The sequence below is a fragment of the Nostoc sp. CALU 1950 genome (assembly GCF_051172895.1).
In the GTDB taxonomy this organism is placed as follows: domain Bacteria; phylum Cyanobacteriota; class Cyanobacteriia; order Cyanobacteriales; family Nostocaceae; genus Nostoc; species Nostoc edaphicum_A.
The window spans coordinates 1-23,853 of the sequence record NZ_JBDNJQ010000014.1 but is presented as its reverse complement, the minus strand read 5'-3'; the positions used below and the strand labels follow the sequence as shown (position 1 = coordinate 23,853).

Genomic DNA, 23,853 nt, shown 5'->3' with positions numbered 1-23,853 from the left:
TATTGGGTTCAGTCCTCTCTCTTCATACTTTTTTTTTGGCAAAGGTATTGGCTTATAAACATTGGCTAAGTGCTTGGATCAAAGCCATCACGGCTTTAGGAGCACTGTACACAGATTTTGTATTGAGAAAGTTGATACCAAAGGCACTTACTCTCCCCAGTTCTGCACAATTGTCGGCAACTAACCAAAAACTGGAGCGGGAAATCAGCGATGTCTATGATGAGCTTCGCTTAGTCAAGCAAGCAGAAATCACAATCAAACAAAGCGAGATTCGCTACCGTGCCATTGTCGAAGATCAGACTGAAATGATTGCTCGATATTTACCAGACGGCACACTCACGTTTTTCAACCAAGCTTTTGCGCTTTATTTTGGGCGATCGCTAGAGGAACTGCTTGTCAGCTGCGATCAACCCATGATCTTGGAGGCAGATCGGGAGCGAGTTACTGAATTCGTAGCTTTAATTAGTGCTGATAATCCTGTTGTCATCATTGAGAAGCGCCTGCTTCTGGAAGGTAAGGTGCATTGGACTAAGTGGCATAACCGAATGATATTTGATGAGCAAGGATGCTTTCTGGAATTTCAATCGGTGGGATACGATATCACAGAATTCAAGCAAATTGAAGAAACACTTTTTCAAGAAAAAGAATTAGCTCAGTTGACATTGCAATCGATAGGAGATGCAGTTATTACCACAGATGCATTTGGCAGGATTGAATACCTCAATCCTGTTGCAAAATTTCTGCTTGGATGTAGTGAAACATCCGCAAAAGGGTTGCTGTTAGAAGAAGTCTTTGAAATGGTGAATGAAATGACAAGGGAAAAAGTTCAGAACCCAATTGAGCAAGCGTTAAAAGAAAATCAAACTGTGAGTTTAGCAAACCATACCGTTTTAATTAATCAGAATAATCAAGAAATTGCAATTCAAGATTCAGCCTCGCCCATTCGCAATCGTGAGAGAAAAGTTATTGGCGCGGTTATGGTGTTTCGTGACGTGACTCAGAACCGCTTGCTTTCGCGTCAGCTATCTTGGCAAGCAAGTCATGATGCTTTAACCGGATTGGTGAATCGCCAGGAGTTTGAGCAGCAGATTGAACAAGCATTGTGCCTTGCTAAATTAGATTCGCAGGTTCATGCATTGTGCTATTTGGATCTTGATCACTTCAAAATTGTAAATGATACCTGTGGTCATCTGGCTGGAGACGAATTACTACGTCAAATTACTGTCCTATTGCAGGAGAAGATTCGGAAAACTGACACACTCGCACGCTTAGGGGGCGATGAATTTGGCGTATTGCTCAGTCAGTGTATACCGGAGCAAGCTTTACGAGTTGCCAATGATCTGCTTTCGTGTGTTCAAGAGTTCCGGTTTGTTTGGCAAGAGCAGGCATTCTCAATTGGAGCAAGTATCGGCTTGGTGGGTATTGACACAAATAGCGAGAGCCTTGCAGAGATTATCGGCAGGGCTGATGCAGCTTGCTATACCGCCAAGAACCGAGGGCGCAATCGCGTGTATGTTGCTCAAACTGACGACCAGGAGCAACTGCAACAGCGTGGGGAAATGCAGTGGGCCAGCCGCATTTCTCAAGCTTTGGAAAGTGATTGGTTTTGTCTCTATGTTCAACCCATTGCCGCTATCACCCCAACGGCTCAAAACGGCGACTATTATGAAGTGTTGCTGCGGCTCCGGGATAAGCAGGGAAATTTAGTGCTGCCGATGGTGTTTATTCCAGCAGCAGAACGCTATGACTTGATGTACCTGATTGATCGGTGGGTGATTCGGACTCTGTTCAGGAATTGGAAAAGGGTAGTTGGCAATAAACAAAGCATCTATGCAATTAATCTTTCTGGCTCTAGCATCAACGATGATCAGTTCATTAACTTTCTGTATGAGCAGTTTAGCTTATACTCCATCTCACCCCAATGCATTTGCTTTGAGATTACTGAGACTGTAGCGATCGCCAACTTGGGCAAAGCCAAGCAGTTCATTCAGTCACTTCAACGGATGGGCTGTCGCTTTGCATTGGACGATTTTGGGGTGGGGATGTCGTCCTTTGCTTATCTCAAGTCTCTGCCTGTGGATTACCTCAAAATTGACGGGAGCTTTATTTGTAATATTGTCGAGAATCCTGTGGATTATGCGATCGTGACAGCAATGACGCACATTAGCAGTGTGATGGGTATTAAGACAATTGCTGAGTTTGTGGAAAATGACGCGATTTTAGAGCGAATTACAGCACTAGGAATTGATTTCGCACAGGGATATGGCATTGGAATGCCTCGTCCACTGGGCTAGCTGCCAGTTGCAAGATGTGATGTAGAGTTATCTGTGGTGCGATCGCTAACTTATCTAGACTCGCTATAGCATTTCCTAATCACATGAGGTACATCATAGCCCCCTCCTCGCTTGCGGGGCTACGGTGTACACACATCTTTCTAAAAAACCAAAATCGTCCTAGATCCCCCTAAATCCCCCTTAAAAAGGGGGACTTTGAGAGGTTTTTGCCCCCCTTTTTAAGGGGGGTTGGGGGGATCAAAAGCTTATGGGGCAACTCTTAAAGACTTGTGTGTACACCGTAGCGCTTGCGGGGAGGGGGTTGGGGGTGGGGTTCTTGTACCTCACTTAACCGAGAACTGCTATAGCGATCGCAATTTTATTGTCCAGCATCCTGAAATAAAAGCCGTTCTGGCAAACATTGCAACGTTTCTTTCAAACATTACAATATTCATAAGCAATGTTTTAATGTTTATCATTAGCATTGCAATATTTCTTATCAATACTGCAATGTTTCTCTCAAACATTACAATATTCATAAGCAATGTTTTAATGTTTATCATCAAAATTACAATATTCCTTATCAATACTGTAATATTCCTCATCAACATTACAATATTTCGGTATAACCTACTCCCTAATCTCTATTTTTCAGTTGGACACACTTGCTGCAATCTTTGGGGAAATTGCCGACACATCTGCTGGAATCCTTGAGGATTGACTTGCCACCAAGTAAATAATCCCAGACTTGTACCCACTACAAGCAACGCCAAAACTCCCCCCAGCGTTACCAAACGTTTGCCTAGATTAGGTTTTGTAATTAAGGTTGGTGGAATTTCTGGGCTTAAAGGTGTTTCCTCTAAAAGATCCAACTCTAGATCCAAATCTAGCAACGTTTGCGAACTTTCTGTAAAGGAAATTAATTCTTCCTCTTCCTCTTCTTCCTCTACTTGCTCTGGTTCTTCTTGTATTTCTGCTTCTATAATCTCTTCTGGCAACGCCGGAGTCACAGGTACTAAATATTCTGGAGAGACACGGCAATAAGTGAGAACAACCGACGTATTATCACGCCCATTTTTTTCATTTGCCAAGTCAATCCAGTTGCGGACAGCATCTTCAACTGTCATTTGCCCTGCTAACACAGGTATTGCATAATCCTGCCAAGATTGTTCCACCCAGTTATTATCACTTAAACCATCAGAACACAGTAGCAATATGCCATCTTCTTCCACAATAAAACGCTGAACCTTGAGACGCAAAGATTCTGAATCTCTTGTCCCCAATGCTTGAGTTAAAGCACTAGCATCTTGTCTTAAAAGTGCCTTTCGATACAAGCTTTTAGCAAAGCGTACTTCCCGCGTTGCTACATCATCATCTACTGTGAGTAGCTGGCAATAATTGCGAGTAATCCAATAGGCACGGCTATCGCCAACATTAGCCAAGTAAAGTTCATGGGTGTTATTTGATTGCCACCCAGTACTTGTTTGCACTCGTTGGGGAACTTGCAACGCCATAACAATAGTTGTAGCCATGCGTTCTCTGCCTTGGCGTTTTTGCTCATTATTACGCGCACAAATCAGATTATTTACCACCCGCAAGCTTGCTTCTAATTGTTCTTGCAACAACTCAGGTGGAACAAGTGCAGTTTGTTCTGTAACCTCTTTTAGTAAAACGCGAATTTGCAACTTTACAGACTGCACTGCCAACTGACTAGCAACCTCGCCGCCTTCATGTCCACCAATGCCATCACAAACAATTGATAAGTGGTGCAATAAAGGTTCATCTAAATCAATCAAAGTATTGGGGTAGCAAGCGTCTTCATTTTGCGCCATAATTGGGCCAATATCTGTAGAGCCTGCCACCTTTAAAATTAATGGTAATTCTGCCGCAGATGCTAGTAATAAATTATTGAGTTGAATATTAATAGTCTCTACATCAACCTCAGTTTCACACATCTGCTGGACGATGTTTTGTAACCCCTTGGCTACTGATGTTTTTGCAGAAACTACCCAAAACTGCCAACACTCTCCCAGATTTTGTAAACTCAATTTCTCATTTGCTGGTGTTTGGTAAAGTTCTAACAGTCGCACACACCAACCTTGAACTCTCAAATTGTCTACTACCAGTAAACTGTGGCTAAGTCCCAACTCTGATAGAGGTGTCCAAAGTTGGAGAATTTGCCATAGCCAATAAACTTGTCGTACCGCCGTTGCTTGTTCCCATGCCTCAACAATAGTTGGATAAATATTTCCTGTCTTATCTATCGGCACATTTTCCAATAAGAGGATATCAGTTGTATCTTCCTCATAACAAGCAAACCCATAAACCTGGGGGAGATGCAACCGCTCCTGATATAACCGTAAATAAGGAATTACTTGCGTTGGCAATTCTTCAGGAACATCTGGCGGTAGTCCCGGTTGAGTATCCAGCCAAATCTGGGAACTAATTACCTCATATCTGTCTGCTACCTTTGTGCCTGGTGGGATTTGAGCAGACGATGAGCCAGTTGCCCAAAGATAACGGTGAACTAAAGGAGTTTGGCAACTGGCACAAACACTATCTCCCATCGGATTAATCGGACTCTTACAACGTGGATTTATACAAAAAATTATCAGTTGAGTAGAAATCATAAAAGTATAAATTTAAAAAAACAATCAACTCATTAACTTCGATTAATTTTAGCTGCCAATGACTTGAAGGCTAGAATAGACTGGATTTGTGTACCGCTAGCTACACCTTGTTACTGAAATTAATCAAAATTATTGGTATAAATACCAAGTTTTGCTTGCTGTAAATAACTTAGTCTGGCTGTATCTAATCGTAGAAATGCATTTACGTCAATGTAGACACTAGGATGGCGCTATGCCAAGTTTTACCTTAATCTGGCTTCTGGCAGGAGGAGTTCTGTGTTTGACAGAACTGTTTTTACCATCGGCGTTTGTCGCTTTCATGATGGGAATTAGCGCGTTGGTGGTGGCGCTGCTGTCTGGAGTGGGTTTGGGAAATGTATGGTTGCAAGTTTTAGTTTGGTTATTACTTTCCACATTATTAATCGTGCTTTCTCGTCGGTTTTTGCAACCACGACGACGCCAGTCGAAAATTCAGGATGCAGTTATAGCCGAAACCTTAACAGAAATCCCACCTGGGAAAACAGGGCGGGTGCTGTATGAGGGAAATTCCTGGCAAGCACGATGCGACGATGACAAATTTACCGTAGCACCCCATCAAAGAGTTTATGTGGTGAGGAGAGAAGGTACTACTTTGATTGTGATACCAGAAAATTTATTGAGTCATTAGTCATTGGTCATTTGTCATTAGTTTTTACCCCTCCCCCACTTCTTTTACTTTTGAGTTACATTTGATACTTAAAAAATCAGGAGATTTATAATGGAACAGTTTTTTTTACTAGTCTTTTTAGCCCTTGGTGGTTCTGCTGTAGCGGGGTCTGTAAAAGTCATCAATCAGGGTAATGAAGCTTTGGTAGAAAGATTGGGCAGCTATAACAAAAAGCTGGAACCTGGAATGAATTTTTTAATTCCTTTTTTGGATAAAATCGTTTACAGAGAAACCATCCGGGAAAAAGTCTTAGATATTCCTCCCCAAAAATGCATCACCCGTGACAACGTTGGTATTGAGGTAGATGCAGTGTTTTATTGGCGCATTGTGGATATGGAAAAAGCCTGGTATAAGGTAGAAAATCTCCAGTCGGCAATGGTAAATATGGTACTGACTCAAATTCGCTCCGAGATGGGACAACTAGAGTTGGATGAAACCTTTACTGCTCGTTCTCAAATCAATGAACTTCTGTTAAGAGATTTGGATATTGCCACAGATCCTTGGGGTGTGAAAGTGACGCGGGTAGAACTGCGAGATATTGTTCCATCTCAGGCGGTGCGAGAATCGATGGAATTGCAAATGTCGGCAGAACGACGCAAACGGGCAGCAATTTTAAATTCTGAGGGTGAACGCGAAGCTGCTGTCAATAGTGCTAGAGGTAAAGCAGAGGCGCAAATATTAGATGCCGAAGCTCGGCAAAAATCAACAGTTCTGCAAGCGGAAGCTGAACAAAAGGCGATCGTTTTGAAAGCTCAAGCGGAACGTCAGCAGCAAGTTTTAAAAGCACAAGCGATCGCAGAGTCATCAGAAATTATTGCACAAAAGCTCCAGACAAATCCCAATGCCAATAAAGCAGTAGAAGTTCTGTTTGCCTTGGGCTATCTGGATATGGGTGCAACAATTGGTAGAAGCGATAGCAGCAAGGTCTTATTTATAGATCCGCGTACTATCCCTGCTGCTTTTGAGGGTATGCGTTCTGTTATCTCAAATGGTCAAGTTGACTCTAACGAGTTATTTTCTAAACAAATTCCAGGATTAGAACATAACCGCCCTAGTTAAAAATGGAGAGTGGGGAGTAGGGAGTGGGGAGTTAAGAGCGGGAGAGATTAGGAAGTAGAGATTAATTTCTTCCCCATGCCCAATGCCCTATTCCCCATGCCCAATGTCCAATGCCCAATGAATAATGATTATTACCCCAGAACAGGTCATCAACGCTATTATTGCGATCGCAAATCCTTTAATTAAGGAAAAGATTCAACGCAATGAGACTGTAATTAAATTACTTCAGCAGTTTAACCTCGACCCAGAGCATCCACCAGCAGATTTTAGTGGGGTTTATGCATACACACTGGTAGAGTATGGTGTTGGAAAACCTAAGCCTTGTTTAGAACTTTTTCGCCAGGAAGCAATAAAACAGGCTTTCCGTAAAGCATTTGACCATAATAATCCCTCAATTTTGCTTTCTGAGGTTGATGCTTCGCTTGATGCATACTCGTTGGGTGATGACATTAGAAGTTTGGGAATTGACATTAGACGGGAAGTTGCTGCGTTTTATATTGTGTTTGCGGAAGTTGCTAAACGCACTCGCAACCCAGCAGATACACTAATGAGTCAACAAATTGGCTCTTTGCAAAAACGCATTGTAAATATTCAAGAAGTACTTGACAGATTACCGACTTTAGAAGGTATTCGGACAGAAATAGCACGGTTGGCACAAAATTCTCCTGCACTGCTTGAGGCTGAAACATCTACCGAAAATCAATGTAGAGCCATAGCTTTAGCCCAACAAATGCGCGGCTGGTTTGAAACCTTGGGCTACCGCTTTGAAAAGTATGAAATTTGGGGTGATTCATATTTTGAGTGGATTATCAATGTGCCAACCCGGCGTAACCGATATGACCGGATCTTAATCAGGGGAATTGAGGGAGAAGTTGGACTCAAGGATGTCGCTGTTTTGCGTTCTTCTGTGGAGCAGCAGAGAACTGATGAAGGTTGGTTAGTAACAGCCAGACGCATTGCACGAGCGGCGCGGAATGAGGTGGAAAAGGAGGAAAATCGCTACTTAGGTTGTTACACTTTTGACGAACTCATTGACCAAGATGCTGATTTTAGCGATTATCTCGATTGGTTAGAAGCGGAAGTTATCCGGCGGCAAATAGATACAAAATACGTTCCTTTAGCTTGCACAAAAGAGGAAATTGACCCCGATACTAAACAGCGTATCGGCATCAGTCACTATAGCGATCGCGATGGTTGGATTGATGGTTATATTGATATGTGGTTGGACGATCCCGCTAAAGAGCATATTTCTATACTAGGAGAATTTGGTACGGGGAAAACTTGGTTTGCCTTCCATTATGCTTGGGTGGCATTACAACGTTACCGAGATGCCCAAAAACGCGGTATTGAGCGTCCTCGTTTGCCTTTGGTAATTACGCTGCGAGATTTTGCCAAAGCAATAAATGTCGAGAATGTTTTAGCAGGGTTCTTTTTTACACAACATAATATTCGTTTAACTAGCGAAGTATTTGACCAGTTAAACGGTATGGGGAAATTGCTGCTAATTTTCGATGGTTTTGACGAAATGGCAGCAAAAGTTGACCGTCAGCAGATGATTAATAACTTTTGGGAACTGGCGAAAGTTGTGGTTCCCGGTGCCAAGGTTGTGCTGACTTGTCGCACCGAACATTTTCCTGAAGCTAAAGAAGGACGCGCTTTACTGAATGCCGAGTTGCAAGCTTCTACCAAGCAGTTGACGGGGGAAACACCCCAGTTTGAAGTGCTGGAACTGGAGAAATTTAACGACGAGCAAATTCGGCTGGTGTTGTCACATCAAACGGAAGCTGCAACGGTTGAACAAGTGATGGGAAATCCGCAATTATTGGATTTAGCCCGTCGTCCAGTGATGACAGAGTTAATTTTGGAAGCGTTACCAGATATTGAGGCGGGTAAACCTGTGGATATGTCGCGGGTTTACTTGTATGCAGTGCGGCGGAAAATGGAAAGGGATATTAAGAGCGATCGCACGTTTACTTCGTTAACAGAAAAGCTATACTTTTTGTGCGAACTTTCTTGGGAAATGCTGTCTACAGATCAAATGAGCCTCAATTATCGGCTTTTCCCTGACAGAATTCGGCGGTTATTTGGTTCGGTGGTACAGGAAGAGAAGGATTTAGACCACTGGCATTACGACATGATGGGGCAAACAATGCTCATCCGCAATGCTGATGGTGATTATACTCCAGCGCATCGGTCTTTGTTAGAGTTTTTTGTAGCGTATAAATTTGCAGCAGAATTGGGAGTATTGGCTAGTGATTTTACAGATTTAGCGCGGGTGCGATTCCAGATAAATCATGATGCTGCACCTGTTGATTATAGTTGGTCTGCTTATTTCAGTCGTCAAGTAGATGCAGCTGGAGAGATTTTGCCAACTCCAGCATTAAAGGGATTTAGAAGTGAATCGTTAGAAAAATTGAGGGTGACTTTTGGTAAAGCACCTTTAACGAAAGCCGTGATGGATTTGTTGATTGGGATGGTTGATGTTGACGCTAAGGAGTCAGTTATCAATATTATCGAAGAGACACGGGGGAAAACTGAGGATGAAGTTGCTTATGTCGGGGGTAATGCCGCAACAGTCTTAGTAAAAGTAGATAAGTTTGCTTTGAATGGAAGAGATTTAAGCGGTGCTGTGCTTAAAGGTGCTGATTTTAGTGAGGCTAGCTTGCATTATGTTAATTTTGCACAAGCAAATTTGGTTGATAGTATTTTTACTAAAGTATTTGGTGCGATTTTCTCAGTTGCGTATAGTTTTGATAGTCAATTTGTAGTTACTGGTGATGGTGAAGGTATTGTTCGTATATGGAAAGTTGCTACTGGCGAAGAAATTTTAACTTTTAATGGACATACTGGTGGAATAGTTTCAGTTGACTTTAGTCAAGATAGCAATAAAGTCGCTAGCAGTAGTCACGATGGGAATATAAGGTTATGGGATACCCGCACTGGTAAATGCTTAACAATTTTACAAGGACACAATAGGTTTGTAAATTCAGTTGCTTTCTGTCCTAAAGGTAAGATTCTTGCTAGTGCCAGTAATGACCAAACAGTGAGATTATGGGATATTCAAACTGGTAAATGCTTACAGATTTTGCTGGGGCATACTAATTTAGTACACTCAATTGTATTTAGTCCAGATGGTGAGATGCTTGCTAGTAGTAGTTCTGATTACACGATAAAATTATGGGATCTTAAAACTAGCCAATGTTTAAAAACTTTAGAAGGACATATAAATTCTGTAAAATCAGTTACTTTTAGTCCAGACGGTAAGATGCTTGCAAGTGGTAGTTATGATGAAACTGTAAGATTATGGAATGTGAATACAGGCGAATGTAAGTTAATCATACAAGGGCAGAATTTCTCATTGTTAGTAGTTGCTTTTAGCCCTGATAGTAAGATAGTTGCTAGTAGCGGCGACCAAAATATCAGATTTTGGGATGTAAAAACAGGTGAATGTTTAAAAACATTAAAGGGACACTTCAATTCAGTACGTTCAATTGCTTTTAGTCCAGATGGAGATACTCTTGTTAGCGGTAGCTATGACAAGACACTAAGATTTTGGAGTGTTGCTACAGGTGAATGCCAAAAAGTTTTACAGGGACACAGCACTTGGGTAAACTCTGTCGCTTTTAGCTTAAATGGTGAAATGATTGTTAGTGCAGATGATGAGACAACAGTAAAATTATGGAATGTTGGCACTGGTAAATCTGTAAAAATTCTACAAGGTCACACCAATTGGGTACAATCAGTTGCTCTTGATAGAGATGGTGAAATACTTGCTAGCGGTAGTGCTGATACAACAGTCAGATTATGGAATTTCCGCACAGGAGAATGCTTGAAAGTTTTGCATGGACACAGTGATTGGGTACAATCAATCGTTTTCTCCCCAAATGGTCAGATACTTGCTAGTGGTAGTGGTGACGGAAATGTAAGATTATGGGATGTAAAACTGGGAGAATGCTGGGAAAGTTTTGCAGACAATCACTCAATACGCTCAGTTGCATTCAGTCCCGATGCTGAAACATTAGCTATTAGTAATTGTGAGGGAGAAATAAAGCTATGGAATATCTATACAAGCCAATATCTTAAAACATTAGAAATTGGAAGAGGCCCTTGGACACGCTCAATTGCTTTCAGTTCGGATGGTAAACTTTTAGCTAGTGGTACTCTTAATGAAAGCATTGGGTTATGGTGTCCCTTCACAGGTGAATGCTGGAAAACTTTACAAGGTCACACCAAATCAGTATCAGCAGTTGCTTTTAGTCCAGATGGTAAAACTCTAGCGAGTGGTGCAGACGACAAAACTATAATACTTTGGGATATAAACAGTGGTAAATGCCTGAAAATTTTACAAGGTCATTCTCTTTGGATTCGTTCAGTTGCTTTTAGTCTGGATAGTACAATGCTTGCTAGTTGTAGTTGTGATGGCACAATAATGCTTTGGGACACTAGCACAGGTAATTGCATAAAAACCCTTAGACCAAAAAGACCTTACGAAGATATGAACATTACAGGCGTTACAGGTTTAACCGAATCTAAAAAGGCAACTCTCAAAGCATTAGGTGCTATGGAAGAAGAGGCTTAATAATTTTAGCCTATTGCACTTCTGGTAATTGTGGAGTCAATGCAATTGTGGGAGATTGGGAATCAATTTTAGGTGATACCTGATGGTAAGCTAGCGCGATGTCTACGATGGACTACGCCTACGCGCTTTTGTAGTAAATTTTCAAACCCCGTTAAAATATAGTTAATCTTAAATAGTTTTCAATGACAGCCCAATAGTTAGAAACACAGTTACTATCCCTAACACCGATTTCTACGGAATCAATATTAATAGAAAAAGTTATTCACGTTAATCGATTTTCTTCTACAACGCTATAAACTTTATGCGATCGCCTAATATTGAATCTGACCTATTTGATAAGCTTACAATAGCTAGTGAAAAAAATGTGATGTCTATGATGTGCTACGCCTATGCACTAATTGTTACATTCTTCCAAAGAGAAAATAATCAATTTTTGATACTTTGTAAATTATGACGTTATCTATTCAACCAACCACAGCACTAAGTGTAGAAAAATTCTTACAACTACCAGAGACAAAACCAGCAAGCGAATATTTTAACGGGCAAATATACCAAAAACCTATGCCACAAGGAAAGCATAGCACTTTACAAATTGAATTAGCTTCTGCCATAAATCAAGTTGCAAAACCCAAAAAGTTAGCTTATGCCCTTACTGAACTACGCTGCACGTTTAGCGGACTTTCTATAGTACCAGATATTGCTGTGTTTGAATGGGAAAGAATTCCACTGGATGCAAAAGGTAGTATTGCCAATAAATTTGAGATTCCCCCAGATTGGATAATCGAAATTCTCTCACCGGTTCGCGCTTCGCGTTCCCGAAGGGTACAATCAACCAACCGAGTTATCCGCAAAATTACATTTTCTATTCAAAATGGAGCAAAGCTAGGTTGGTTACTCGATGCTGATGATGAGTCCATTATGATTTTTGAACCCAATAAATTACCAGAATTAAAAGAACAGCAAGATATCTTACCCGTTTTGAGTGTTATTCAAAATTGGCAATTAACAGTCGCAGACGTATTTAGTTGGTTAAGTTTTGTTTGAACAAAACAACAGTAAGCTGACGCTATAGCGTTTCCTAGTCAGCAGAGGTACAAATCTCTGCGTACCTCTGCGCTTTACTTTGCGTCCCTTTGCGTTTCAAAATATTATCTGTGCCTCACATAACTGGGAATCGCTGTAATGCACTTCTGAATTATTTGTACGTGCATTTATGACAGTTGCACTCGATGACTCACCCTTAATCGCAAGGGAATCACGAAATTGCTTCATACTTGCTAATTCTTCTTCCTTTTGTAGCGGAGGAACTAAACGAGCTACAGTTTTATCTTTCTCTAGCAAAATTACTTCTTCTCCCCTAGCTACTCGTTCCAAGAGAGATTTTAAATTCATCGCTGCTTCTTCAACGCTAATTCTCAACACTCCATTACTCCTGTAATTAGGTTTGAAGATCAAATAAAATACACCATTTATTTCTGAAAATTCACATCATGAGCCTGCCTAAGCAGGCTTTTTCTGATGGTCACTGGCTCTAGTCTGTGAGAAAATTAAGTGCAACCTCACATAAAATCGGTATGACTATTGACTAATCTCAGTAGCTTGGTTTACTTGGCATTGGCTGCACAACCCAAAAAACTCCAGGGTGTGGTAAAAAACTTTAAACTTATGACTGGATTCTAATTGGTTTTCTAAGTCATGAACGGGGCATTGATTAATTGGAATTGAGACACCGCATTGCAAACAAGTAAGGTGGTGTTTGTCTTGCTGCGCTAGGCTGTAGAGGGCTTCACCGTTAGCCAAATTCCGCACTTGTACCATGCCTTCGAGTTTTAAGGCTTCTAGGGAACGGTAAACTGTCGCTAAACCCATGCTCTGATTAGTGTTGCGTAATTCTACGTAAATATCCTGGGCGGAAATGCCTTTTTTGATAGTTTTCAGTAGATTGAAAATACGCTCTTGACTGCGGGTGCGTATGGCTCTCATAGACAATTATTTAAATATGCCACTGTAGTTGAAGCTGTTAGATGGGCTAATTAATCAATTAACTTTAACCGCTTCGTAATCTTATTTTCACTCAGTTGGAGCAGAAAGTTATAGTATAGCGATCGCAGCATTCAGAAAAAGCCCGTGCAAACCAAGTATCTAGCCAAAATTTTCGTGACCCTTCGTCCTTCAGTCTTAGACCCCGCTGGTGTGGCTGTACAATCCGGTCTTAAGCAACTGGGATACGAGAACGTTGACCAGGTGCGGATTGGCAAGTACATTGAACTCACCATCACCTCAAGTGATGAGAAGAAAGCACGTCAAGACCTTGATAGCATTTGTGACCAAATGTTATCAAATCCTGTAATTGAAAATTACCGCTTTGATTTGATTGAGGTGGAAACTCAAACTGGGGTCTTTTAGAGATTGGGCATGGGGCATGGGGGATTGGGGATTGGTTATATGCTCCTCGTCTTCCCCTGTTCCCCTACCCCTAATCCCTGCTCCCATTGACAAATGACAAATGACAAATGACAAATGACTAAATTCGGTGTTATTGTTTTTCCCGGTTCTAATTGCGATCGCGATGTTGCTTATGTAACTAGAGATTTGCTTTTACAACCCACTCGCATGGTTTGGCATCAAGAGACAGATATTGCTGATTTGGATGTCGTGATTATCCCTGGTGGCTTTAGTTACGGAGATTATTTGCGTTGTGGTGCGATCGCGCGTTTTTCGCCCGTGATGCAGCAGGTTGTTGAACACGCCCAAAAGGGTAAGTTTGTCCTCGGTATTTGCAATGGTTTTCAGGTATTAACTGAAGCCGGACTTTTGCCAGGGGTGTTAACCAGAAATCGTGATTTGCATTTTATCTGCGATCGCGTCCCTTTGAAAGTTGAGCGTACTAATCTCTCATGGACACAAGCTTATAGCACTGGTGAAGTTATTACTTTGCCCATTGCCCACGGAGAGGGGCGATTCTACGCCGATGAAGCCACTCTCGCAGAAATTGAAGATAACGGGCAAGTTTTGTTTCGTTATGAAGGGGAGAATCCCAACGGTTCACTGAACAATATTGCCGGGATTTGCGATCGTCGGGGTAATGTGTTGGGGATGATGCCGCACCCAGAAAGGGCCTCAGACGCAACGCTAGGGGGAAGTGATGGCTTGAGGTTGTTTCAAGGCTTGCTAGAGAAGGTGGCGGCGTTGGTTTAAAGTTGATGTTCGCGCCTCTGATAGCAAACAAAGGGCGTTGCATATTTGCAGAATGATTTTGATAATTTTGTGGGATGGGCGTTTTGCCTGTCCCTTAAATTTATAATTTAGATTTTTATACTAATACTTTTCTACATCTGGTATTTCAAAACTTAGTAAAGTATCTACAATTACTATACTATCCAAACTGACTTGATAAATTGCTAGTTACACGAACAAAATAAGGCATAGCAAATTTATACAAGCAGGTGGATTATCTGATGATTATTCCAGAGTCAATTAAACAATTCATTACATGGATACAAGGTTTTGACCGTCATATTTTACAAAACGAAGATGATATAAAAGAAAAGTTTATTTTTCCAATGTTTAAGCATCTCTGTTATCCAGACAAATGTCATCGTGAATACCCTTTGGCAAAAAATAAATCAGGAAACTATGATAGAAATTATGAGAATGCTGAGATTTATTTTACAACAGATAATATTAAGGAGCAAAATACAGATACATCACTTATTTTTATTCAAGCAATAGAACTAGATAAAACTAAATTAAATAATGCTATTGAAAAAGCTAGATTTTATAGTAATGATTGCAACCCACTATTTTTTATTGTCACTAATGGATATATAATGAAGGTTTTTAAACGTCTACATTACTATAGGGAAGAATTAGTATTTGATATAAATATAGATACACTTAAAAATAATGATATCGCCTCAAGCTTTTATAACAAACTAAATTTTGATGTGGTTAAAAATATTGAGAAAAATACAGCAGATTTTCTAATAAATACTAAACATAACTTAATAGAAAAGTTTATCAGATGCCATCCAGATTTACACGATGTTTTAGAAAAATGTGATTTTGAGCCTTGCATAATGCGAGAAGGCTATCGCTTAGTTGTTGTGAAACCAAAAGTTGCGATCGCATGTAATTTACCCAAAGCTTTTGCAGAAGGCAATTGTGAAATACAATTCAGCAGTATTCTTTTTAGAGGTTTAAAAATTAACTTAAATCATCAAGAGATTTTGGGTCAATTAATGACTGGATTGTACACCCAGGTAGATTGGGAATGTCGTCGGTTTTTGAAACGATTAGATAAAAATAATTTTAAAGTAATTTTAGGTCAAACAACAGTTATTTTGTCGAAATTAGAAGTAGCAGACTTGTGTTTATGTGTTGATGAAGTTTGCCAAGAATATAAAAATTCAATAATAAAATTTGAAAATGCTTTAGAAACATGGAATTTTGAATTCGTAAAGTTTTCAGAAAGTCGAGGTTTTATCCTTTTTTCTATAAGACAAGAATTATGGAAGTTAATGCAGCAGTTTGCTAATGAATTTGATTATACAAAAGGCAAGTCAGAATGGCATTTATTCCATAGAGAAGGTATATCAATTCGAGTGAGTCGAGGAATTCGCGACCATACATTTATCTTCCCAAAATTAGATAAAGACTTATCTTTATTGTCTAATAATCAAATTAATATAATCTACGAGCTAAATAATCTTAATTTTCAATCTATTGAAACAGGTAAATTAACTTTATGGCAGCAAGATATAGGGGTACGGGGAACCTGGACAGCTAGATATACCAAACAGTGGTTATTAGAGAAATATATTCCAAAAGTTATTAATTATTACTCAGATAAATCTCAACTATCTGAAGCTGAATTGCTAGCAAAAATAACAAATTACACAAGCGATCGTATGCTGATTCAAGAAATTGATAATATCATAAATTTAGCACCTTATCTTCGCGACATACAATCTTGGCTACATATATATGTGGAAAATATTGCTGCTTCGCTCTTGAAACCATATTACCAAGCCTATACAAATTTGGTGCGTAATACGGATTCTTCCATAACAGGCATAGACTATATTATAGGAAACTTGCGTAAAGTTGAGTGGAAAAATACGCAAAAAGAAAATTCTAGCAATTTCAAAGACTGGAAAAACTTGACTTTTAAATATGCTATAGATTGCTTAGATGAACAAGTAGCAAGAATAAATAATAGTGAATACGAGAACAGTTTCAATGCAGATTTAATAACTCGGACATTTATTTGGATTATAGAAAATGGGAAAATCTCTTTTTCACAAGCTCAATTAAATGCTGCAAAAGAAGCTCTGTTACCACTTTGGGAACAAAGTCGCTTTGAAATGCGCTATGTGTATCCTAACCGATAAAGCTACATAATCTGCTGTAAATTTAACACAAAACCAGGTAGTACATTCTCTCCTGATAAACTAACAGGATTGTCTAATATCTCTACATCTTTACCTGAACGATAAATTTCTACTCGCTTGTTTTTCCGATCAATTAACCAGCCTAATTGAGCGCCATTTTCGATATATTCTTGCATTTTCTCTTGCAATTCTTTCAAAGAATCAGTGCGAGAACGCAACTCTACTACAAAATCAGGACAAATCGGGGCAAATTTTTCTTGTTGTTCTGGGGTTAAAGCATTCCACCGCTCAATTTTCACCCAAGAAGCATCAGGAGAACGTTCTGCACCATTAGGTAGGGTGAAACCTGTTGAAGAGTCAAAACCTTTGCCTAATTTAGTCTGTTTATTCCAGATTCCTAATTCAACAACCATATCAAAATTACGGTTGCCAGTATCACTACCTGTAGGTGGCATAATTAATATTTCCCCTGATGCTGTACGCTCAAATCGATAATCGCGGTTTTTCTGACACATTTGGAAAAATTGCTCATCAGTCAAGTCAATTTTCAACTTGAGTGTAGAAGGGAAAGTGGTTGTCGTAGCGTTCATAGGCTATTTTGAGCATCTTACTTTCTAGTTTAGTGCTGTGTGGGGTGCGTAGGCGTAGCCCGTCGTAGACATCGCTGGCAGGAGATAATGGAGTGCGATCACACTTTACCTATTAAATAAATTTGTCTGCCCATTCGGTGCAGCTTTACCCAGATAGATTTGCTTAGATCCCTTAGGAATGTTAATCCAGTCGAGGTCTTCTAGGCGATTTATCAAATTAGAAATTGTGACACCAAGTTGGTCTTTCATTGCATAAAGATGTTTCCAGTTAGTTAAATCACGTCCTTTTCGTGTAGCCTCTAGAATGTGTATAGGCATTAACAGACAACTAGCAAAAAACTGAGCTTGCCATTCAATATTTCCTAACTGGCTATTCATATTTATCTGGCTAATTTTATCGTCTACAGTGCGGCATAAAAAATATCTCGTGACATCTTCTAGTCCTAGATTTAATTCTAACTGTTCTGTAAACCCGTCAGCTTCATCTTGATTGACATGGAGTATCCAGTGTCCAATTTCATGAGCTATTGTCGATTGTTCAAATCCTCCATTTAGATTAGGAATTAATTCATTGAGTACAATCTTTCTCTCCAATGGGAGAATTTTAGCCACTATTGACCCTTGAGTATCAGGAGGTATGCTTTGCCTGTCAATCATTATTCCCAAAGCATCAGCAGCACGACTAGCCTCAAAAGGCCACTTTGGAGGAAAATTCTCAACCTCCATAATTCTTAAAACTTCATTAGCTTTCAACTCAATTTGTTCTTTGCTATAAAATTGATATTTTTTGAAGATGTTCATTTTTTACTCCTCACATTCTTGACTCATAACCAATACTTTATTCGTTGAGATTCTGATTCCATACTTCCAGGGAATATTTGCTTAGAACCTTTAGGAATATAAATCCATCCAATATCTTGCAGCCTATTTATGAGATTAGATATTGTTACACCAAGCTCATCTTTAATTATATAAAGATGTTTCCAATTAGTTAGATCACGCCCTTTGCTTATTTTTTGCAATATATGGCGAGGCATTAACAGACAGCTTGCAAAATACTGGGCTTGCCATTCAATCTTATCAAGCTGACTACTAGCAATATATTTATCAAGTGGCTCACTAGCACTACGACAGAAGAATGGATTATTAGTTTCTTTAATGTCATTATTTATATCTGTTTGTTCCCATAAAGCTTCATTTTCATTCTTGTTAACATGAAGTAACCAATGTCCTATTTCGTGAGCAATTGTTGATTCTGTAAAAGCTCCTAGAACTTCTGGAATATCATTATTTATCAAAATTGTACGTTCTAAAGGTAAAATCATAGCTATGATCAATCCCCGCTCATCAGGAGATATTTGTGCATGACAAATACTCAAATTTAAAAAGTCACATACCCTAGTAGTATCGATAGATAATTTCGGGGCATATTGAGATGAAATTTGTATACGACTTAGAAGATCATTCGCTATGTTTTCAATCTCATATTTAGAATAGAAGCGATTTTGAAGCTTTGCTACCTTATCTCTGAGTTCAGCATTTTCTTTTTGTAGTCTTGCAATTTGCTCATCTCTTGCGTTAACTAAAGAATCAATACCCGGGCTTTCTCTCATTCGACGAAATAAAGCAGGCATTTCTTTGTAGTTCGCCTTAACCAATTCTTCAAAAGCATCCGAGTCACGTTGAGTCATACGTCCAGCTAGGTAGATCAGCTCCTCTGCATTCAAACTGAGATGTTCTGCTAACGAGCGGATCACCTTCTCGCTTGGTTCAACGTGGTCGTTTTCTAGTTTGGACAAATAGGTGTAATCCACCCCTACTTTTACGGCTAGCTCACGCTGACTCAATCCCTTTTTTCTACGAGCTTGCCAAATACACCTGCCAAAACTCTGACTCTCTTGTTTATCCATAATTACATTCAACTGCCTAACGCATTTCCTGAAGCATAAATAATAATAAGCCTTCTATCGGTTTGAGTGATAGTAGGCTAAAAGCCTTATTTGACAAAGCTTTTCAGGAGTTGCTGGGCTATAAGTTACCCAAAATTTTTAGCCTTTGAATCACTCATAGATAGATAATACCAGTGTTGAAAATAAAATTCAACATTTATTTTGAATGAATTAAATAGTTGACAATAATTGTTCAGGTTGCATAATATGGTTCAATACTGAACAACTTATATCTTGCCTTGTTGAAATTGTATGGCAATTCAGGCGGTTGTACTGATGTTCATTGAGTTATATTTCGTTACACAAGAGCAAAAGCATGAATAAACAATCGTTGAACCCTGAACAACTGAGTTTTTCTATTGGTAGACCTCTACCAGTTCTGCTTGAAGAAATTCAAAAATCAAGCCGCAATCCACAACTCATAAAGGCTGCCGAACAGATGCTAGAAGGCTTACATACCTTGGAAATGGCAACCGAGGTTGGTGTATATACAGCAATCTACGAAATCCTAACCAAGTAAAACTTTTTTCTCTGCTAAATTCTGGGGTTTGACATCAATGAGCCAAAATTGGCTACCATTTGCCAGTTACAACTTATGGTTGCAGTACTCTCCACCCATAGGGAAAGAACACTTACACTGTGACATGAAACGAGGTTTTACAAAAGCGCGATCGCGAGAACCTGCGGTTGCAGCAATCTTGGCAAGTGATAGCACTCCTGTGCGAATTGGACTACTAGCACAAAAGGGAGTTTATGAGTTTCATGAAAACTCCCCGATGTTACATCAAGAAGACGCTGTAGAACAAATGATAGAGATTCTGGAATTGCGGAAAGAGTCAGATTTGGTTCAGCAGCGAGTACTTCAAATACTGACAAACTACCAGCAAAATCCAATTCTTGCTGAGAAGAAAATTATTCAACTTAGCCGAGGTGATGAGGGTTTTCCAGAACCAATTCTGATTAAGCAGGGTAATCAATCTTTTAACTTCTTTGCTGCGATTGACTGCATTTTTGCCGAAGAAGATGATACTTTGCACATTTTAGATTTCAAAACTGGCCACTCTGATTTTGATCGGCGACAAGGGTATATTTATTTACTAGCTGCTAGTTACCGATACCCCCAGCAAAAAGCAGTAGCGTCTTTTTATAACTTAGAAAATGGTAACTGGTCAGAACCTATCAGCGCAACACCTAACACTCTTAAGGCTTTTCAGATAGAACTCGCTTTAATAGCTCAACGACATCAAGAGGAATTGAGACGCTACCGTAAAAATTCTGCTGATTTCAGTCAAATATTTCCCCAAAATCCGGGTGTAAGTTGTCGCTACTGTTCGTTTAACTCAATTTGTGAATTTACTATATCAGAGGTTTCTACATGACTGCTGGTGTGCTTCAATCCCCCTTAAAAACTAATATATCCCCAATATTTTTGGCAGAGATATTTTTACTAAATATTCCTCAACCTAACTTAATCTGCTTTCGACTGACTCCCAGAATAGATACTGAAATAGGAAATCGCTTAGGTTGGCGGTTTAGTCAGAAATTTCCTGATATTATGGCCATCTTTGCAGATGGTAATTTCTGGGTTTTAGCTAAACCTGATCAAGCAATGCCAAGTTTAGATGAATGGCGAAAAGCTTTAACAGAAATTCAAGAGGAATTGAAAAAAGATATTGGCGATCGCTATTATTCAATTCAATGGGTAAGCCAACCACAGATATCTGCTGATATCCTTTCTGAACTAGCTATAAGAATATTAAAAATTAGACGGACATTTTCATATTTTAGTATTCCATTTAACAAAATTGAAGTTAGACGAGAAGCCAAATTTTGGGCGGAAGCAATTGAAATTAAAAACATTTCACACCCAGCTATTGCTATAACCATTCGCAGTTCTTTTGTATTCAAAGGGAAATTATCTGATTTTTACGAAAATCATCCTTATAGACAAAATCCAAAAGATTTATTAATTGGTTTAAATGTTCGAGATATTGAAAAAAACAGTTCAGCTACTATTGTAGATATTGAAGGAACTATTGGTGAGCGTGAAGAAGAATTACTCAACTATAAGCCTGCATCAACCAGTGAAATCGCTATTCGTGAAGCACCGAGAGATCAACCTGTTGTACTTGTGCAATTTGGTAAGAATAAAAAACGGTATCCTTATGCAATGGCCGCTCTTATTCCCTGTATCACAGAGGATACTGCCAAACAATTTGATGTAAACTATGGGGATTTACTCAAAGAAGCTAAGATTCCTTATCAAGAGCGGCAAAATAGTTTGGCTTCATACAAAAAAGAAGCTGCACTAGCTTTAAGTATTTATGGATTTGTGTTATCGGAAACCTGTATTAATAGCAGAAAGAGCGGTAATTGCTCTGAATTATTCCTGCCACTAAAATTTAAGCTTGAAGATACTCAACTTCTATTTGGAAAAGATAAATATGGTCAAAATTTTATAAGTAGGAGAGGAGATGTCCTTAAAGGACTATCACAAGGAGGTGTTTATCGTCGTCAAGCTCAATATGAAGATAAAGCAACACCGATTCGCATTACAGCTTTGAAGCTTTGTGATTTGAAGGTAGATCCTTTTATCAGGGAAGTTCAGAAACGTCTCAAGTACTATGGGTTTGAAACCATAATTGTTCATCGAGTTGGTGTATCAGTAAGTAGTTCAAGCATCTCTGATGATAGAGAAAAAGTTGAGCAAGCTATTAATGAATTAATGGTGATTCCTACTGACATTGTTTTGACATTTCTCCCTCAGAGCGATCGCCATGCTGATAATAGTGATGATGGTAGCTTTTATTCATTTATTTCTTCACGCTTACTCCGGCGTGAAATTGCTAGTCAAGTAATTTATGAAGATACATTAAAAAATACTAGTAATTATGGTAATATCCTTCATCAGGTAATTCCAGGAATTCTCGCAAAATTAGGAAACTTACCCTTTATTTTAGCTGAACCTTTAGAAATTGCTGATTATTTTATCGGATTTGATGTTTCCCGAATTTCTAAAAAGAAAGGATTTGGAAGTATAAATGTCTGTGCGAGTGTGCGTCTATATGATAAGCGAGGGGAGTTTATTCGTTTCCGACTAGAAGATGCTTTAACAGAGGGTGAAACAATTGATAAACGAACGCTAGAGAGGTTTTTACCATCTGCTGAATTAAGACAAAAAACTGTACTAATTTACCGTGATGGACGTTTTTGTGGTGATGAAATAAAGAATTTAAGAGAAAGAGCAAAAGTTATTGGTTCAAAGTTTATTTTGGTAGAGTGTGTAAAATCTCAGATTCCACGACTATATAAATTTCAGCAGTCTGTAGTGACAGCACCAACTAAAGGGTTAGCTCTTCGATTATCCCCCTATGAAGTAATTTTAGTCACTACTGAAGTTAAGTCTGAGAAAATGGGTTTACCTTATCCTCTGCGTTTAAAGGTTATTCCCGATCCTGAACATGAACAGCAAGTATCAATTGAAAGTTTAATAGAAGCTACACTTAAACTGACATTGCTACATCACGGGGCGTTGAAAGAACCTCGCTTACCCGTCCCATTATACGGTTCTGACAAAATAGCTTATCGGCGGTTACAAGGAATTGCTCCAGGTACAGTGGAAGGCGATCGCCAGTTTTGGCTCTAGAACTAAATATTACAGGTATTTGGCGATCGCTATTCTCATACTAAAAATACGATCATCGCCAATCTTAGCTGACACCAGCGAAGACTTGAAATAGATTTGAGGTTGTAGATGTGGTAAAACTTGGCACAAATCTTGCAATAAAGAATTCGAGACATTCATTAGTAGAGAGATTTGAAACTGCCTTGAAAAAGACTGATTTTAAAATTTTGGATTTTTAATGAGACAACAGCGATGCTCAACCCACTTCGACTAAGCTTCCTTCAGTTAGGGTAACTCCGTTAAATAAGCAGTGGTGCAAATCGACTTCGGTCAGGTCTACTTCTGTGAAATCAACGTTTCTTAGATCAGTTTTGTACAAAATAGCTTTGGCAAGACTGCTATGACTCAGGTCTGTATTGCTCAAATTTGCCCCAGTTAGGTTTGCACCACTGAGATTTGCCCCAGCCAAGTTTGCCCCACTGAGGTTGGTATAACGCAAGTCTGCTCCAGCTAAGTTTGCACCACTGAGATCCGCATCATGCAAATCTGCTAAACGCAGGTCTGCTTTTACAAGGCTTCCCTTATGCAAATCTACCCGACTGAGAGTTGCCCGTATCAAGTTAGCAGCCTTGAGGTTTGCCAAAATCAGATTTGCTCCACTGAAATCGGTTCTCCAGAGAGCCGCCGCAGTCAAATTTGCTTCGATCAGGTTTGCTCCGCGCAGGTTGGTGTGCGATAAAGTTGCGTTAGCCAAGTTAGCTCGATCCAAATTGATTCCAGCTAAACACACCTCACTGAGGTTAACTAAGTGCAAGCTTACTTGAGTGAAATTTCTCTCTCCTGCACAATAGCGTTTGAGAAGTTCATCAGCATCCATACAGCCCGCCTCCCAAATCTCCATTTCTCACCGGAAAATTACAGTATCCAATTGATTCTGAATTGTGAATTCTGTATTCTTCTTCAACAACGATCGCAGGACGAATATGCTAAAGAAAGTTATGAGTGGTTAGCGGTGGTCAGATCCCCGACTTCTTTAAGAAGTCGGGGAT

General features: G+C 39.5%; 18 protein-coding genes. 11 read left to right on the top strand and 7 right to left on the bottom strand.

Annotated elements, in window-relative coordinates; translation table 11 throughout:
• Positions 1 to 47: 47 nt before the first annotated feature.
• A complete protein-coding gene (locus ABF638_RS06580) occupies positions 48 to 2,294 on the top strand; it encodes an EAL domain-containing protein (protein ID WP_435021275.1) in 2,247 nt (748 codons plus the stop codon).
• Positions 2,295 to 2,917: 623 nt separating this feature from the next.
• Here ABF638_RS06580 and ABF638_RS06575 read toward each other — a convergent pair.
• Positions 2,918 to 4,903, bottom strand: coding sequence for a protein phosphatase 2C domain-containing protein (locus tag ABF638_RS06575; RefSeq protein ID WP_435021273.1), 1,986 nt, complete (start codon positions 4,901 to 4,903; stop codon positions 2,918 to 2,920).
• A gap of 232 nt (positions 4,904 to 5,135) precedes the next feature.
• Between ABF638_RS06575 and ABF638_RS06570 the strand changes: the two genes are divergently transcribed.
• The 4 genes from ABF638_RS06570 (at position 5,136) to ABF638_RS06555 (ending at position 12,291) form a co-directional block, all read left to right on the top strand.
• Positions 5,136 to 5,570, top strand: a complete 435-nt coding sequence (locus ABF638_RS06570) for an NfeD family protein (protein ID WP_181931077.1) — start codon at positions 5,136 to 5,138, stop codon at positions 5,568 to 5,570.
• A gap of 90 nt (positions 5,571 to 5,660) precedes the next feature.
• Positions 5,661 to 6,668, top strand: coding sequence for an SPFH domain-containing protein (locus ABF638_RS06565; protein WP_069068181.1), 1,008 nt, complete (start codon positions 5,661 to 5,663; stop codon positions 6,666 to 6,668).
• 124 nt (positions 6,669 to 6,792) lie between these two features.
• Complete coding sequence (locus tag ABF638_RS06560) at positions 6,793 to 11,247, top strand: pentapeptide repeat-containing protein (RefSeq protein WP_435021270.1); 4,455 nt, start codon at positions 6,793 to 6,795, stop codon at positions 11,245 to 11,247.
• Between the two features lie 450 nt (positions 11,248 to 11,697).
• Positions 11,698 to 12,291 (top strand): Uma2 family endonuclease, encoded by a 594-nt coding sequence (locus ABF638_RS06555; RefSeq protein ID WP_435021268.1) that lies wholly within the window; start codon positions 11,698 to 11,700, stop codon positions 12,289 to 12,291.
• 96 nt (positions 12,292 to 12,387) lie between these two features.
• Here ABF638_RS06555 and ABF638_RS06550 read toward each other — a convergent pair whose 3' ends face one another.
• Together ABF638_RS06550 and ABF638_RS06545 are read right to left on the bottom strand one after the other, a co-directional pair.
• Entirely contained in the window at positions 12,388 to 12,669 is a 282-nt protein-coding gene (locus tag ABF638_RS06550; RefSeq protein WP_435021266.1) for a type II toxin-antitoxin system Phd/YefM family antitoxin, read from the bottom strand.
• A 156-nt stretch (positions 12,670 to 12,825) separates the two neighbouring features.
• A complete protein-coding gene (locus ABF638_RS06545) occupies positions 12,826 to 13,230 on the bottom strand; it encodes a Fur family transcriptional regulator (protein ID WP_069068179.1) in 405 nt (134 codons plus the stop codon).
• A 144-nt stretch (positions 13,231 to 13,374) separates the two neighbouring features.
• Between ABF638_RS06545 and purS the strand changes: the two genes are divergently transcribed.
• The 3 genes from purS to ABF638_RS06530 all read left to right on the top strand — a co-directional run bounded on the left by purS (position 13,375) and on the right by ABF638_RS06530 (position 16,640).
• On the top strand, positions 13,375 to 13,653 hold the full coding sequence (gene purS, locus ABF638_RS06540; protein ID WP_069068178.1) for a phosphoribosylformylglycinamidine synthase subunit PurS: 279 nt from the start codon (positions 13,375 to 13,377) through the stop codon (positions 13,651 to 13,653).
• Between the two features lie 114 nt (positions 13,654 to 13,767).
• Positions 13,768 to 14,445 (top strand): phosphoribosylformylglycinamidine synthase subunit PurQ, encoded by a 678-nt coding sequence (gene purQ, locus ABF638_RS06535; protein ID WP_435021263.1) that lies wholly within the window; start codon positions 13,768 to 13,770, stop codon positions 14,443 to 14,445.
• Positions 14,446 to 14,705: 260 nt separating this feature from the next.
• Entirely contained in the window at positions 14,706 to 16,640 is a 1,935-nt protein-coding gene (locus ABF638_RS06530; RefSeq protein ID WP_435021261.1) for a hypothetical protein, read from the top strand.
• A gap of 2 nt (positions 16,641 to 16,642) precedes the next feature.
• Here ABF638_RS06530 and ABF638_RS06525 read toward each other — a convergent pair whose 3' ends face one another.
• From ABF638_RS06525 to ABF638_RS06515, 3 genes are all read right to left on the bottom strand, one after another.
• Positions 16,643 to 17,230: a Uma2 family endonuclease gene (locus ABF638_RS06525; RefSeq protein WP_435021259.1), complete on the bottom strand. Its 588-nt coding sequence runs from the start codon at positions 17,228 to 17,230 to the stop codon at positions 16,643 to 16,645.
• Positions 17,231 to 17,335: 105 nt separating this feature from the next.
• Complete coding sequence (locus ABF638_RS06520; protein ID WP_435021257.1) at positions 17,336 to 18,031, bottom strand: ImmA/IrrE family metallo-endopeptidase; 696 nt, start codon at positions 18,029 to 18,031, stop codon at positions 17,336 to 17,338.
• A 23-nt stretch (positions 18,032 to 18,054) separates the two neighbouring features.
• The gene (locus ABF638_RS06515; RefSeq protein WP_435021255.1) at positions 18,055 to 19,140 is read right to left on the bottom strand and encodes a helix-turn-helix domain-containing protein; all 1,086 of its coding nucleotides are present in this window, start codon (positions 19,138 to 19,140) and stop codon (positions 18,055 to 18,057) included.
• Positions 19,141 to 19,495: 355 nt separating this feature from the next.
• On the opposite strand from ABF638_RS06515, the gene ABF638_RS06510 reads away from it, so the two are divergent.
• The 3 genes from ABF638_RS06510 to ABF638_RS06500 are packed head-to-tail and all read left to right on the top strand — an operon-like array spanning position 19,496 to position 22,825.
• A complete protein-coding gene (locus ABF638_RS06510) occupies positions 19,496 to 19,699 on the top strand; it encodes a hypothetical protein (RefSeq protein ID WP_420759954.1) in 204 nt (67 codons plus the stop codon).
• A gap of 37 nt (positions 19,700 to 19,736) precedes the next feature.
• Positions 19,737 to 20,558, top strand: coding sequence for a PD-(D/E)XK nuclease family protein (locus ABF638_RS06505; RefSeq protein ID WP_435021253.1), 822 nt, complete (start codon positions 19,737 to 19,739; stop codon positions 20,556 to 20,558).
• Positions 20,555 to 22,825 carry a Piwi domain-containing protein gene (locus ABF638_RS06500; RefSeq protein ID WP_435021251.1) on the top strand — a complete coding sequence of 757 codons (2,271 nt, stop codon included), beginning with the start codon at positions 20,555 to 20,557 and terminating at the stop codon, positions 22,823 to 22,825. Before ABF638_RS06505 ends, ABF638_RS06500 begins: the two co-directional genes overlap by 4 nt.
• Before the next feature lie 235 nt (positions 22,826 to 23,060).
• Here ABF638_RS06500 and ABF638_RS06495 read toward each other — a convergent pair whose 3' ends face one another.
• Positions 23,061 to 23,681: a pentapeptide repeat-containing protein gene (locus tag ABF638_RS06495; RefSeq protein ID WP_435021249.1), complete on the bottom strand. Its 621-nt coding sequence runs from the start codon at positions 23,679 to 23,681 to the stop codon at positions 23,061 to 23,063.
• Positions 23,682 to 23,853 lie beyond the last annotated feature (172 nt).